Source organism: Actinoplanes palleronii, from assembly GCF_016862315.1.
Taxonomy (GTDB): Bacteria; Actinomycetota; Actinomycetes; order Mycobacteriales; family Micromonosporaceae; genus Actinoplanes; species Actinoplanes palleronii.
The window spans coordinates 41,559-54,678 of sequence record NZ_BOMS01000124.1 but is presented as its reverse complement, the minus strand read 5'-3'; the positions used below and the strand labels follow the sequence as shown (position 1 = coordinate 54,678).

At 69.7% G+C, this 13,120-nt stretch carries 11 protein-coding genes; 6 read left to right on the top strand and 5 right to left on the bottom strand.

The genetic code is table 11. The features are described from left to right. Nucleotides 1–204: 204 nt before the first annotated feature. On the bottom strand, nt 205–1,803 hold the full coding sequence (locus Apa02nite_RS37420) for a cellulase family glycosylhydrolase (RefSeq protein WP_203829256.1): 1,599 nt from the start codon (nt 1,801–1,803) through the stop codon (nt 205–207). A gap of 169 nt (nt 1,804–1,972) precedes the next feature. Beyond that, the gene (locus tag Apa02nite_RS37415; protein WP_203829255.1) at nt 1,973–4,786 is read right to left on the bottom strand and encodes an RICIN domain-containing protein; all 2,814 of its coding nucleotides are present in this window, start codon (nt 4,784–4,786) and stop codon (nt 1,973–1,975) included. Between the two features lie 204 nt (nt 4,787–4,990). On the opposite strand from Apa02nite_RS37415, the gene Apa02nite_RS37410 reads away from it, so the two are divergent. From Apa02nite_RS37410 to Apa02nite_RS37400, 3 genes are read left to right on the top strand one after another with little or no spacing between them, the layout of a single operon-like run. Further along, complete coding sequence (locus Apa02nite_RS37410; RefSeq protein WP_203829254.1) at nt 4,991–5,878, top strand: alpha/beta hydrolase family protein; 888 nt, start codon at nt 4,991–4,993, stop codon at nt 5,876–5,878. A 39-nt stretch (nt 5,879–5,917) separates the two neighbouring features. Next, nucleotides 5,918–6,169 (top strand): hypothetical protein, encoded by a 252-nt coding sequence (locus tag Apa02nite_RS37405; RefSeq protein ID WP_203829264.1) that lies wholly within the window; start codon nt 5,918–5,920, stop codon nt 6,167–6,169. 5 nt (nt 6,170–6,174) lie between these two features. Continuing rightward, the gene (locus tag Apa02nite_RS37400; RefSeq protein ID WP_203829253.1) at nt 6,175–8,400 is read left to right on the top strand and encodes a putative bifunctional diguanylate cyclase/phosphodiesterase; all 2,226 of its coding nucleotides are present in this window, start codon (nt 6,175–6,177) and stop codon (nt 8,398–8,400) included. On the opposite strand, the gene Apa02nite_RS37395 is transcribed toward Apa02nite_RS37400, so the two are convergent. Then, nucleotides 8,397–8,684, bottom strand: a complete 288-nt coding sequence (locus tag Apa02nite_RS37395; RefSeq protein WP_203829252.1) for a helix-turn-helix transcriptional regulator — start codon at nt 8,682–8,684, stop codon at nt 8,397–8,399. The two genes, Apa02nite_RS37400 and Apa02nite_RS37395, sit on opposite strands and share 4 nt — an antisense overlap. Before the next feature lie 159 nt (nt 8,685–8,843). Between Apa02nite_RS37395 and Apa02nite_RS37390 the strand changes: the two genes are divergently transcribed. Next, nucleotides 8,844–9,461, top strand: a complete 618-nt coding sequence (locus Apa02nite_RS37390; protein WP_203829251.1) for a class I SAM-dependent methyltransferase — start codon at nt 8,844–8,846, stop codon at nt 9,459–9,461. Nucleotides 9,462–9,509: 48 nt separating this feature from the next. Here Apa02nite_RS37390 and Apa02nite_RS37385 read toward each other — a convergent pair whose 3' ends face one another. Continuing rightward, nucleotides 9,510–10,166 carry an HAD family hydrolase gene (locus tag Apa02nite_RS37385; RefSeq protein WP_239164811.1) on the bottom strand — a complete coding sequence of 219 codons (657 nt, stop codon included), beginning with the start codon at nt 10,164–10,166 and terminating at the stop codon, nt 9,510–9,512. 89 nt (nt 10,167–10,255) lie between these two features. On the opposite strand from Apa02nite_RS37385, the gene Apa02nite_RS37380 reads away from it, so the two are divergent. Both Apa02nite_RS37380 and Apa02nite_RS37375 read left to right on the top strand, forming a co-directional pair. Further along, nucleotides 10,256–11,077 (top strand): hypothetical protein, encoded by an 822-nt coding sequence (locus tag Apa02nite_RS37380; protein ID WP_203829250.1) that lies wholly within the window; start codon nt 10,256–10,258, stop codon nt 11,075–11,077. 78 nt (nt 11,078–11,155) lie between these two features. Then, nucleotides 11,156–11,737 (top strand): hypothetical protein, encoded by a 582-nt coding sequence (locus tag Apa02nite_RS37375; RefSeq protein WP_067698578.1) that lies wholly within the window; start codon nt 11,156–11,158, stop codon nt 11,735–11,737. Nucleotides 11,738–11,791: 54 nt separating this feature from the next. On the opposite strand, the gene Apa02nite_RS37370 is transcribed toward Apa02nite_RS37375, so the two are convergent. After that, complete coding sequence (locus tag Apa02nite_RS37370) at nt 11,792–12,982, bottom strand: LCP family protein (RefSeq protein WP_203829249.1); 1,191 nt, start codon at nt 12,980–12,982, stop codon at nt 11,792–11,794. Between the last annotated feature and the right edge of the window lie 138 nt (nt 12,983–13,120).

Genomic DNA, 13,120 nt, shown 5'->3' with positions numbered 1-13,120 from the left:
CGCCGGCCAGATCGTCGTGGTGGACTGCGAGGGTGACCCGTCCAACATCGAGAAGTCCAAGTTGGTCTTCCGCGGCGCCGAGAAGGCGGGCGCGGTCCCGGAGACGGTCCCGGACGATCTGGAAGCCGCTCCCACCACCGAGGAGTGACGCACTGAACCGAACGGCCCGCCCCGACCAGGGGCGGGCCGTTCGTCGTTGTGCTGTCAGCTGCAGGTGGCGCCGTTGAGTTTGAAGGTGGTGGGTGCGGCGGCGTTGCCGGTGTGGTTGGCCTGGTAGCCGATGGAGGTGGAGCCGCCGGCCGGCAGGGCGCCGTTGTAGCTGGCGTTCGTCGCGGTCACCGTGCCGCTGGCCGGGGTGTAGGTGGCGCTCCAGCCGGAGACGATCGTCTGCCCCGAGGGCAGGGTGAAGGTCAGGGTCCAGCCGTTGACGGCGGCCGTGCCGGTGTTGGTGATCGTGATGGTGTTGGTCAGGCCGGTGTTCCACGCGTTGACCGCGTTCACGACCCGGCAGGTGCCGCTGGGGCCCGCCGTCGGAGAGGAAGTCGGCGCGGAGGTCGGAACGCTGGTCGGTGCCGAGGTGGGTGTGGTGGTCGGTTGGGTGCCGCCGGCGGCGGTGACGATCGCGCTGATGATGCCCTGCTGGGTCACCGTGGCGGAGCTGCGGTTGAACAGGCCGAAGCCGTGCTGGCCGTTGTAGCCGTTGTCCCAGTAGGCGGTGGCCGCCCCGTACTTCTTGGCCGTGGACACCAGGGCTTTCGCGTAGTTCGCGCGGTACGTGTTGCTGGCCGCGTCGTAGGTCGTCTTGTCGATCGCGCCGTACTCACCGACGAAGACCGGGTAGCCGCGCGTGACGAAGGCGTCGTACATCTTCTTCAGCATGGTGTCCATGTAGTCCTCCTGGCCCCAGGTGGACTTCTTCGCCGGGTTGGTCGCGGCCGCTCCCCACTGCGTGATGGTGCCGTCCTCCTGACCCGCGAAGTCCCAGGGGTCGTAGTAGTGGACGGAGATCATCAGTCGCTGCTCGGCGCTGGGGATGGACGTGGACCGGTACTGGTCGGTGGGCAGCACGAAGCCGTAGTTGCCCGCGGTGTACTCGATGTTGGTGTTCCAGCCCGGCACCAGCAGCCAGCGCGAGGCGTTGGTGCCGCCGGTCTTCCGGACGGTGTCCACGAAGATCTGGTTGTAGGCGTTGATGTTGGAGTAGCAGGCCGAGGTCGGGTTGCCGTACTGCCCGTCGAACTCCTCGTTCATCGATTCGAAGACCAGGTGCTCGTTGTAGCTCTGGAACTTCGTCGCGATCTGCTGCCAGACCTTCTGGTACTTGTCCTTGATCGTGGTCTGGTCGGCGGAGTCGCAGATCAGCCAGGAGCCGGTGACGGTCTTGTAGCCGTCGCCGTGCATGTTGATCAGCACGTACAGGCCCTGGTTGTAGGCGTAGTTGACGACTTCCGCGACGCGGGTCAGCCAGGCGGCGCTGACCGTGTAGTTCGGGCCGGCCCCGATGTTGCCCAGGTAGGAGACCGGGATGCGGATCGTCTTGAAGCCCGACGCCTTCACCCGGTCGATGAGGGCCTGCGTGACGACCGGGTTGCCCCACGCCGTCTCGTTGGGGATGCCGTTGGCGTTGGCTTCCAGCTGGTTGCCGAGGTTCCAGCCGGCACCCATGTCGGCGACCAGCTGAGAGGCGGTCAGCTGGGCGGTGACGTCGGCCGAGGCGGGCCTTGTCGCGCCGTACACGGCTCCGGTGAGGGCCAGGGCTGCGGCGACGATCGCGAGCCCGGCCCTTCGTGCTGTCGTACTCATGGCTCTTCCTCTCGTGGGGACTCGAACGCTGGAACCGGCGGTGTCTCCGGTCCGCGCCCGGCGATGGGGGTCGCCACGGCGCGCCAGCAAGGCCATCGAAGCGCTTCGATAGCGCCGCGGTCAAGAGGAAGGGGCCGCCGGTGATTCCGGCGGCCCCGTGTCCGTCCGGCTACGCCGGGATGATGCGCCAGCGCTGGTGGGGCAGGCCCAGGTCGGGCCATTGGCCGACATCGGCGCTGTTTGTCGTGGACTGGCCCTGGACCTCCAGGACCTTGCCGCTGTGCCTGGCGACCAGGGTGAAGACGTTCGGGGTGGTCCAGACGAGGCGGAACTGCTGGTTGGTGCCGCCGACGTTGTCCCACTGGACGGCTTTGGCGCCGTCGGCGGTGGACTGGCCGGAGATGTCGACGCACTTGCCGGTCAGGGTGCTGACGATGGTGAACCAGCCGCTGCCGGCGTCCTGGAATTTCCAGACGTGGTCGGGGGAGCCGACCGGCGGGTACTGCTGCAGCTGGGCGCCGTTCGCGGTGGACATGTTGTTGATCGCGAGGACCTGGCCCGAGTGGGTGGCCTGCAGTTTCACCGAGCCGTCCGGGATCAGGTGCCAGTTGTGGTCGGCCGAGCCGTTGTCGGCGAACTGGACGACGTTCGCCGAGTCCGCGGTCGACATCCCGGCGACCGCGAGCACCTTGCCGGAGTTTTTGTTCTTTATCCGGACATAGCCAGCAGCATCCTCGACGATCTGCCACAGGTGATCAGCCGTACCGTTGTCCTCGTACTGCACGACCTGCGCCGAGTCCCCGGTCGACATGGTGGAAACGCCCAGCACCTTGCCGGAGTTCACGTTCTGGATCTTCAGCCAGCCGCCGCCGTTGTCCAGGATCCGCCACAGGTGGTCCGCCGTGCCGGTGTCGCCGAACTGGACGACCCGGGCGCTGTTCGCCGTCGACATGCCGTCGACGCCGAGGACCTTGCCGCTGTTCTGGTTCTGGATCCGGAACGCGACCCCGGGGGTCTGCCACGGCGTGCCCGCGCCGATCGTCGGGAACGAGGTGATCCGCAGCCGGGCCGCGCCCATCGGGATCAGCGTGACCTGCTCGAGCGGCTCGCTGGACGGCGTGGGGCTGTCCTGCAGCGGCGTGACGATCGTGTCGGCGTCCGCGGTCCAGCCCGGGATCTTCCGCGCCGGGGTGGTGATCCGGATCGGGGCGGTGGCCGGGGTGAACGGGTCGTTGGCGTTGCCCAGGCCGGTCGTCACGGCGAACTGGGTCGCGCCGTCCAGCCCGTAGTTCCAGGCCGAGCCGGGGCGCACCTCGCGGGTCGGCCAGGTCGCCGTCCCGCCGGTCTGCGACCAGTTCTCCGTGATGGCCAGGGAGAACGTGAGCGGGCCGAAGTCGACCGAAACCGCCTTGCGGTTCGCGGGCCAGCTGCGGGTGGTCGTCCGCATCGGCAGACGGAAGACGATTTTGTCGCCGTTGTTCCAGGTCCGGGCAATTTTTGCGTACGACGGACCGGCGGCCACTGCCACTGCCGACCCGTTCACGGTCAGCGTCGGACTCGCACACCACGCGGGCACGCGCAGGTAGACCGGGAAGGCGAGCGCCTTGGGCGTGCTCACCTCGTACGCAATCGTGTCTTGAAAGGGATAAGTGGTGGTGGCCTTGATCGAGACGGTGGTGCCGTCGCCGACCTTCGCGGTGACCGTCGCCGGGCCGTGCAGGGTCGCGGCCAGCCCGCCGTCCGGGGTGGCGACCCACATCTCCTCGACGTAGTACGGCCAGCCCATCCCGTAGTTGTGCGGGCAGCACCGGTAGTTGTCGATGCCCAGCATGTACGCCTGCATGGCGAACCCGTTCTGGAACTGCCCGGCGTGCCCGGGGGAGTCCAGCAGCGCGACACTGTTCGCGCTGGTGATGTAGTGGATGCCGCGCTGCTGCGGGTCGAGTGACGCGGGCAGCGAGTTGAACGCCAGGTCCTCGGTGCGGTCGCCCCAGACCGGGTCGCCGGTGATCCGGGTCAGCATCTCGTGGCTGGCCATGAACTCGACGATCCCGCACGTCTCGAAGCCCTGCCGCGGGTCCCCGAAGCCGGGCCGGGCGTTCTCGTCACCGGCGAAGCCCCCGCCGGCGAACTGCCCGTACGTACCCATGATGGTGTTGTAGTCGGTGTAACTCGCCTGGCGGTGCGCCGCGTCGCCGCTGAGGATCGAGTAGACGGCCGGCTCGCGGAAGCCCTGAGCCAGGTTGACGTTGTGCAGCGACGGCAGGTTGTTCAGGTAGTTCGCCGAGTTCGTGTGGATCTTGCGGGCCAGGTCGAGCAGGAACGCGTCGCCGGTCCGGTTGTACGTCCAGAACACCACCTCGAGGGTGTCCGCCCAGCGCAGGCTGCCCCAGCTCTGGTTGAACGCGCCCGGCCCCTGCGCGTTGACGAACCGGAAGAACCGGGTGAAGAACGGCACGATCCGGCTGTCACCGGTGTACTCGGCGTAGGAGCGCAGCGCGTGCAGCATCGGCATGTGCGGCCAGAAGTCCGGCCCGCCGCCCAGGCTGGTGCGCAGCCCGGCCGGGCCGAAGTAGCCGTCGCCCGCCTGAGTGGCCAGCACCCCGCCGACCCAGCGCGTGGTCTCGGTCTGCACCCGCGCGTCGCCGGTCACGTAGCCGAGGCTGGAGAAGCCCTTGAGCCAGTACGGCAGCTCCTCCCAGCCGCCCAGCTCCGGGCGCACCCAGCCGGTGTTGTCGTACTGCAGGAAGTGCGAGATCTCGGTCATCCGGCCGTTGATCCCGGTCAGCTGGTAGTTCAGTTGTGTCGCCAGCCAGCCGCCGGCGCGGGTGGCACCGGGCGGCAGCCGGAGGAAGGCGTCGGGGCGCAGCGGGGAGCGGTTGACGACGTATCCGGGCGCGGCGGCCTGCGCCGATGTCACCCCGGCGAACGGGGCGGCAGCGGCCGCGGCTGCCGCTGAGGCCAACAGGGTACGACGATCCACGACGACCTCCAGCGTGCGCTTATGCGCGATTATGTGCGACCTTTTGCGTTACAGGATCGTAAACTTTCTATTCAGATATGTAAATGGATGAGAACGCACGGATGTCGCCCTGATCACCCTCCCGGCTGTTGGCGAAACGGAACCCGGTTCCGTATGGTTCAAGCGGAACAAGGTTCCACTTGATTCGTCGCTAGGAGATGCTCCATGAACACTCCCGTCATCTCGGTTCGCCCGGTCGTCCTGCCCGCCCCGGAGCGCGGCGACGACCTGCAGGTCCGGGTCACCGCACCGGTGGCCGGCGGCGACCTGCCGGTGATCGTCTTCTCGCACGGCTTCAGCAAGTCGATGGACGACTACGCCCCGCTGGTCGATCACTGGGCCGCGCAGGGGTTCGCCGTCGTGCAGCCGACCCACCTGGACTCGACGACGCTGAACGTGGTGCCCGGGGACCCGCGGTACTCGTCCATCTGGGGTCATCGGGTCGACGACCTGGTCCGCGTGCTGGACAGCTTGGACCGCATCGAGGCGGCCGTGCCCGGCCTCGCCGGGCGCCTGGACCGGAGCCGGATCTCCGCGGCCGGGCACTCCTGGGGCGCGCAGACGGTGAGCATGCTGCTCGGCGCGCGGGTCCTGGACGCCGACGGCGTGCCGGGGGAGAACCGTCGCGATCCGCGGATCACCGCGGGGGTGCTGCTCGCCCTGACCGGCACCGGCGGCGACAACCTGACCCCGTTCGCCGCCGAGCACTTCCCGTTCATGAACCCGGACTTCGCGCAGCTCAGCACGCCGTCGCTGATGGTCGCCGGTGACAAGGACCAGTCGATGCTGAGCCCGGCCGGCCCGGAGTGGTTCACCGAGGCCTACCCGCTGAGCCCGGGCGTCACCAGCCTGCTCACGGTCTTCGGCGCGGAGCATTCGCTGGGCGGGATCACCGGGTACCTGAGCACCGAGACGACCGACGAGAGCCCGGAACGGGTCGCTCTGATCCAGCGGGTCACCACGGCGTTCCTGCGCGGCACGCCGGTGCCGGCGGACGCCGCTGGGGCGCTGGGGCGGCTCGACACCAAGTTCTCGGCGGGAGACTTGCGATAACCGCTGTCCGGACGGCCGCGGGGGCCGATCGTGGTACTCGTGACGAACGAGACGGGCACGGCCACGACCGGCCGCCGACGGTGGCTGGCCGACCGCCGGGTCGGCACGAAGATCATGGTCGCGGTCGGGGTGGTGACCCTGTTCGGGATGGGTGACGGCCTGTTCGCGATGGACGACTACCTGCTCGCCTCGAGCACGGCCGAGGGCGCCACCGAGACGTCGCAGACCGCGGCCCAACTGGCCGACACCGCGGCGGAGCTGCAGGCGACCGTCGCGGCGTACCAGGTCTGACCGGCGTGCGCAGCGAACCGCGGCGCCGGACCCCGGTCGTCCTGGCCCTGATCGGGCTGGTGACCGCCGGCCTGGTGCTCGCCGTGCTCGGCGACCGGGGACGACTGGTCGCCATCAGCCTGTCCGCGCTGGTGCTGGACCTGATCGGCGCCGCCTACAGCTGGCGGGCGGCGCAGTACAGTCCGGCCGGCCGGGCACCGTGGCTGCTGGTCGCCGGGGGCCGGGCCGCCTCGGTCGGCGTCACCGTCGGGCTGTGGGGTGCCGCGCTGGATCACACCACGGGATGGTGGGCCGGGCTGGGCGCCGGTCTGCGCGTGCTGATGTACGCGCTGCTCGCGGCAGGTGTGCTCATCCCGATGTTCCGGCTGTACACCGGCCGGTCCCGGACCGCCCTGCTGGCCGAGGTCGGGACGGTGATCGCCGCCGGTTTCATGGTGGTCTGGTACTTCGTCCTCGCCCCGGTCCTGACCCGCCAGGGTTCGGCCGAGCCGGGCGTCGGGACGATCGGCTGGCCGCTGGGCGACCTGCTGCTGCTCGGAGCGGTCGCGTCGATCGTGCTGCGCGGGGCGATCAATCGGATCGCCGCCCCGATTTCCCTGTTCGGCGTGGGTCTCGCGCTCTACCTGGCCGGGGACGTGATCTGGATGGCGAACGGCGCCGACGCGGCCAACGAGGACCTGCCCGTTCTTATCGTCATGGTCCTGGCCGGCCTGTTCATGACGGCTGCCCCGATCCTCACGGTCTCCCGCAGCGGCCACTACGTCACCACCCGGACGAACCGGCCACCGGCCTGGGCCACCCACCTGCCGATGGCCGCCATGCTGGTCGGCTGCCTGCTCATGCTGACCGTGACGCTGCTCGAGGGGCAGCTGCTGCCGTGGGGCGGGCTGGTCTGCGGGCTGATCGTGATGACCTGCACGGCGGCCCTGCGGCAGCTGATCTCGCTGCGGCAGACCCGCGACCAGCTCACCGCGGACGCGCTGACCGGGCTGGCCAACCGGGCCGGCCTGGACGAGGCCATCGACCGGGCGATCAAGCGCGGCGACCCGGCCGCCCTGCTGCTCGTCGACCTGGACGGCTTCCGGCTGGTCAACGACGCGTACGGGCACGCCGCCGGCGACACGTTCCTGATCCAGGTCGCCCATCAGCTGCGCTCCGCGGTCCGCAGCACCGACGTGTGTGCCCGGATCGGGGCCGACGAGTTCGTCGTCCTGCTCACCGGCGCCCGCGCCGGCGGCGTCGAGACGGCGGTCGAGGTGGCGGAGCGGATCCTGGCCGACGGGGCCGGCCGCCCGGTCCGGATCGACGACGACGTGGTGCCGGTCCGGGCCTCGATCGGCATCGCGTGCGCCGTGGACGACTACGACGGCAAGCTCCTGCTGCGGCAGGCGGACACCGCGATGTACCACAGCAAGCGGGCCGGCAGTCACAGCTACGCCTGCTACCAGCCGTCGATGGTCGACCACCGCGCCGACGACGCGGCCCTCGCCGAGGATCTGCAGCACGCCCTGGACCGGGGTGAACTGCACGTGCTCTACCAGCCGCAGGTGGACCTGGCGACCGGTGCGCCGATCGCCGCCGAGGCGCTGATCCGGTGGCAGCACCCGGCTCGCGGCCCGATCTCGCCGGTGCGGTTCATCCCGGTCGCGGAACGCTCCGCGACGATCATCGGTATCGGCCTCTGGGTGCTGGAACAGGCGCTGCGGCAGATGATGGTCTTCGACGACCCGTTCCACGTCAGCGTCAACGTCTCGCCACGGCAGCTGCGCGAGCCGACGATCGTCCACGACATCCTGGCCGTGCTCGGCCGGGTGGGCGCCGACCCGCGCCGGCTGGTCCTCGAGGTGACCGAATCTGCCCTGGTCGACGAGGCCGGTGAGATCGCCGCGCTGCGGGCTCTGCGCGAGCACGGCATCCGGATCGCCATCGACGACTTCGGCACCGGCTACTCGTCGCTGCAGTACCTGACCCGCCTGCCGGTCGACATCCTCAAGATCGACCGCAGCTTCGTCGCCGAGATGGACGACACCCCGGAGGGCTCGGCGGTCGCCGCGGCGGTCATCCGGCTGGCCCAGGTACTGCATCTGAGCACGGTCGCCGAGGGGATCGAGACCGAGGACCAGGCGGCGGAGCTGCGGGCGCTCGGCTGCGACATCGGGCAGGGATTTCTGTACGCGAAGCCGCTCAGCCCGTCAGACCTGGTCGCCTTCGCTCAGGTGCCGGCCCGCTAGGACGCGAGTCGCTCGTCCACGGTGATCTGGGCGCTGCCGGCGGTCTGGTTGATCTCGGACCACACGGCGTCCAGGGAGAGGCCGAGCACGTCGGCGATGGCGGCGATGGTCGGGAACGCCGGTGTGGCGACGCGACCGGTTTCGATCTTCCGAAGGGTCTCCGGTGAGACGCCGGCTTCCAGCGCGGTGTTGAGCATCGACCTCTGTCCCCGGGCGCGCCGCAGGAGCGCGCCGAGGCGCTGTCCGCGTTCGACCTCGGCGGGATTGAGCGGCAACCTGACCATGGTTCCGATACTAGTACCGGGATTATATGGCCGGGATAGTTATCGGCACGCCGATCGTGCCACCCGGCTGCGGATCCGGGACTGCTTCGCCGGCACGAACCCGCGCTGGACCCTGCCCTGACCCTCTGAAGAAGACGGCCGTTTTCGTATAGTCACCCGATGAGCACGGAACAGGTCCGGGACGCTTACGGTTCGCTCGCCGGTCTCTACATCAACCTTTTCGGTACGACGGAGCAGCACCACGCGGACGATCTCGCCCTGGTCGAGCGCCACCTGACGATCCGCCCCGGCCGGGTGCTCGACGTGGGCTGCGGTCCCGGGCACTACACCGCTCACCTGCGCTCGCGCGGCGTCGACGCGGTCGGGATCGACCCGGTCCCGGAGTTCATCGCCCACGCGAAGGCCACCCACCCGGACGGCGACTACCGGCTCGGCTCGCTGGCCGGCCTCGACGCCGGGGACGGCGCGGTCGCCGGGATCCTGGCCTGGTACTCGCTGATCCACCTGCCGCCGTCCGACCTCGACGGTGCGCTCGCCGAGCTGCGGCGGGTGACGGCGCCGGGCGGCACGCTGGTGGCCGGCTTCGTCGACGGCGACGAGGTGTCCGCTTTCGACCACAAGGTGATCACGGCCTATCGCTGGCCCGCCGAGGAGTTCTCCGCCCGGCTGGCCCACGCGGGTTTCCGGGAGATCGAGCGCCACCAGCGCCCCGGCGACGGCGCGGTCCGCCCGCACGCCGCGATCGTGGCGGTGACCCCCTCGGCCGAACGTCCGTGATCGTGCACTCACCGCCCGATCGCCGGAGCGGCGGACGGGTGTGATCGCTCAGGGCAGGGAACGGATGACCGGGAGGATCTCGGGGAACGTGTCGACGGCGGCGGTGACGTGGGCCGGGTCGAAGTCGCCGAGGGCACGGACGCCGCTCTGCAGGCAGGCGATGAACCGGATGCCGGCCCCGCCCGCGGCGACCGCGTCACCGGGGGAGTCTCCGACGTAGACGCACTCGCCGGGCCGGATGCCGGTCTCGGCGAGCAACTCGTCGAACACCCGCGGGTCCGGCTTGTGGAAGCGGGTGTTGTCCTGGTGATAGGCGGCGGTCACCCGGCCGGCGAGCAGGTGGTCCGGCGCCAGGAGGTGCCCGACCTCCGGGCCGGTGCGGGAGGTCAGCAGCAGCACGGTACGACCGTCGGCGACCAGCTCGTCGAGGGCGCCGAGGTTCTCCGGCGGGATCACGTCCAGTTTGCCCTCGGCCAGGTAGCGCTGGTGGAACACCGGGAACAGGGCGGCGAACCGGTCCAGATCCAGGCCGGGTGAGCGGTGCTGCATGGCGTCCAGCAGCTTCTCGCCCCAGGTGGACAGGTGCACCGTCCGGGACATCGGCGGCCGGCCCAGTTCGGCCAGCACCTCGTTCTCCAGGTCGAACGACGCTGCCTCGGTCAGGCACAGGGTGTCGTCGACATCGATGATGACGGCTCGGATCATGGCACCATCTTTCATGATCCAGGTGACCGGGGTGATGGTGGCACCACGAGACGTGTCCCCTTCCATCGTCGTACGCATAGTTTGTCGTTATGACGTCGACTTCCTCGCTCCGTGCCGTTCCGGTGCTCGGCGCCCTCGCCGCCGTCTTCCTGACCGCGCTCGTCGCGGCCCCGGGCGCGCTGGCCGGCGCCGGGCCGACGATCAACCTGGCCGATCCGCGCAACCTGAGCGAGACGTTCCGTGAGGCTTTCGCCGAGTACTGGTCGTCGGGCGAGCGCACCTTCGCGCCCGAGCTCCAGGAGACTGTCGACTTCTGGTTCCGGTACCACGTCACCAAGGGTGTGTTCGCCGGGCTGCTGCTGCTCGTGCTGATCCCGCTGGTCCTTCTGCTCGGCCGGGCGTTCCTGCGTGCCGGCGGGCGGGCCCTCGCGGCGGCCGGGGTGCTGGTCTCCGGGCTCGCGCTGCTCGCGGTGGCGACCGTGCTGGCCAACATCCAGGGCGCGGTGGCGCCGTTCGCCTCGCTGCTGTCCCTGCTGCCCGGCAGCGAGGGCGACCCGGTGACCCGGCGGCTGGCCGGTTCGGCGGGGGACCGGGCCTACCCGCCGCTGGCCGCGATGATCGACGACTTCGGCCGGTACCACGCGGCGATGGCCGTCCTCGCGCCGATCACCGCGCTTCTGCTCGCCGGCGTCAGCGTGCTGGCCTGGCGGGCGTTCGGGCGAGCGGCGCGCGCCGGCGCCGGGTCAGCGGATGTGCGGCGGGGCGTCGGCCGGGCGCGGCGGGTGTTCGGGGCGCTCGGCATCGTCGGCACGGGGTCGGCGCTGGCCCTGATCGTCGTCGGAGTGGCGAACATGGGTGTCGCCTCCGACCCGGCCCCGGCCCTGCTGGCCTTCTTCCAAGGCGGTTGGTGAACCTGATCAGTTCCTGACGAGTGGTCGGCAGGCTCACTCTCCGACCGGGACGGTCCCGGCGTGGGAGGAGAACTACCGATGCGGAGAACGCTTGTGCTGGTGGCGGTGGCGACGCTCGCCCTGTCCGCCTGCGGATCACCCGAGCAGACCGAGGCGGCCGGGAACACCGCGACAGGTGGCCAGGTGGCCACGCTGACCAGCCCGTCGGCCGCGGTGTCCGCCTCGCCCAAGGCGCAGCGCCCCCGGGAGCGCCTGGACACCACGCCCGAGGAGTACGAGCAGATGCTCGGGCCGTACACCACGTGCATGACGGAGCACGGCGTCAACCCGAAGGGGGTGGGCGGCACGGGAAGCGGGACAGGGGCGAAACCGGCCTCGGAGAAGGACGTCGCGGAGTTCGACGAGGCGAACCGGGTCTGCGAGCCGCAGTACCTGCCGCTGCCGCCGTGGGAGAAGGACCCGGCGAACCCGGAGGCGAAGGACTTCGCCCGCGACGTGGTCAAGTGCCTGCGGGCGAAGGGCGTGAAGTACGTCGAGGTCGACGCGGACGGCATCAGCATCGCGCTGGGCGGCGACCAGAACGACTCCCGCTCGATCTCGATGGGCCTGGACCTGATCCCCGGCTGCGAACGCAAGATCGCCGCCGCGTTGAAGGACTGACAACACAAGCGGCGGCCGGGGAGACCCGGCCGCCGCTTGTCGGTGAGTGTGGCGTTACGACGTGCTGTTGCTGTCGATGACCATCTCCGGGTGGCCCAGCAGGAACGGCTCCATCTTGTCCGCGGCCGCCGCCTCGAAGAGCTGCTTGGTCACGTCGTTGATCAGTTCGCCGTTGTTGTTCTGGCTGGAGTTGAAGTTGCCGCTGTTGCTGCGGATCGGCATCATGTCGGCGGTCGCCAGGTTCTTGAGGCCGAAGAAGAAGTCCTGCGTCGAGACCTTGTTGGTGTCCATCTTCAGCGAGGAGCCGGCCGCGGCGAGCAGCTTCGACACCTTGCTGAGGTCGGTCAGCACACCGCTGCTGGTGGCCTTCTTCGCCATCGCCTTGAGCAGCTGCTGCTGGTGCCGCTGGCGGTCGTAGTCGCCGTGCGCGGAGTGCCGGATCCGGGAGTACTCCAGCGCCTCCCAGGCCGCCATGTCCCGGCAGCCCTTCTTGAACCACAGGGCGTTCTTGGGCGCGGTCAACGGGTCGGCGCCCTTGGCGTACTCGACCTTGCCCTTGGAATTGATGATGTAGTGGCTCGACCACATGTCCATGTCGACGCACATGTGGACGCCGCCGAGCGCCTCGAGGATGTCCTTGAAGCCGGCGAAGTCGATGACGATCACGCCGTCGAAGCTGATCCCGGTGAGGTTGTGCACGGTCTTGGCGGCCAGCGTCGCGCCACCCTTCCAGCCGCCCTTGCCGGTGGAGCCGTAGTAGAACGCGCCGTTGATCTTCTCGGTGCCGGCGCCCGGGATCTCGGCGAGCGTGTCCCGGGGGATCGAGATCATCTGGGCTTTGTCGTGTGCGGCCGGGATGTGCAGCACGATGATCGTGTCGGAGCGGGAGCCCTCACCGGACTCCTCCCAGCCGGCCCGGGTGTCCAGGCCTAGCATCAGCAGGTTGATCGCGCCGGTGGGCAGCTTGCCGGTGCTCACCGCGCCCACGCCGTCGCCGCTGTCGAGCACCGATTCGGTGGTCTGCACGTTGCTGGTGACCTGGCTGAGCAGGTATTTCGCGGTGACGCCGGTGCCGAGGCTGGCCAGCAGCAACAGCGCGCCGAGCGCGGTGGTCAGCTTGGTCCACAACGGCGACCGGCGACGTTTCGGCTTGGCCTTCTTGGCCTTGCCACCTCCGGAGCCGCCGCCGTACGTGCCGCCCGGTGAGCCCTCGGCCAGGGGCTGGCGGTTTGTTGCCACTGGCATGCGATGACTCCTCGAGCTGAAGGGCGGAACGCGGCGCTCGCATCCAGCCCGCGGCGGGAAGGATAGTGAACCGATCTCACCATCGGAAGATGGGGTTCTCGGGCGAACGCAAGCTGTGAATGAACTGAAAACTGTGGC

What these genes read in the sequence shown, in the direction of transcription:
- Apa02nite_RS37380 (WP_203829250.1), top strand. Translation starts at nt 10,256, where the DNA reads ATGACGTCGACTTCCTCGCTCCGTGCCGTTCCGGTGCTCGGCGCCCTC.
- Apa02nite_RS37420 (WP_203829256.1), bottom strand. Translation starts at nt 1,803, where the DNA reads ATGAGTACGACAGCACGAAGGGCCGGGCTCGCGATCGTCGCCGCAGCC.
- Apa02nite_RS37395 (WP_203829252.1), bottom strand. Translation starts at nt 8,684, where the DNA reads ATGGTCAGGTTGCCGCTCAATCCCGCCGAGGTCGAACGCGGACAGCGC.
- Apa02nite_RS37370 (WP_203829249.1), bottom strand. Translation starts at nt 12,982, where the DNA reads ATGCCAGTGGCAACAAACCGCCAGCCCCTGGCCGAGGGCTCACCGGGC.
- Apa02nite_RS37410 (WP_203829254.1), top strand. Translation starts at nt 4,991, where the DNA reads ATGAACACTCCCGTCATCTCGGTTCGCCCGGTCGTCCTGCCCGCCCCG.
- Apa02nite_RS37385 (WP_239164811.1), bottom strand. Translation starts at nt 10,166, where the DNA reads ATGATCCGAGCCGTCATCATCGATGTCGACGACACCCTGTGCCTGACC.
- Apa02nite_RS37390 (WP_203829251.1), top strand. Translation starts at nt 8,844, where the DNA reads ATGAGCACGGAACAGGTCCGGGACGCTTACGGTTCGCTCGCCGGTCTC.
- Apa02nite_RS37375 (WP_067698578.1), top strand. Translation starts at nt 11,156, where the DNA reads ATGCGGAGAACGCTTGTGCTGGTGGCGGTGGCGACGCTCGCCCTGTCC.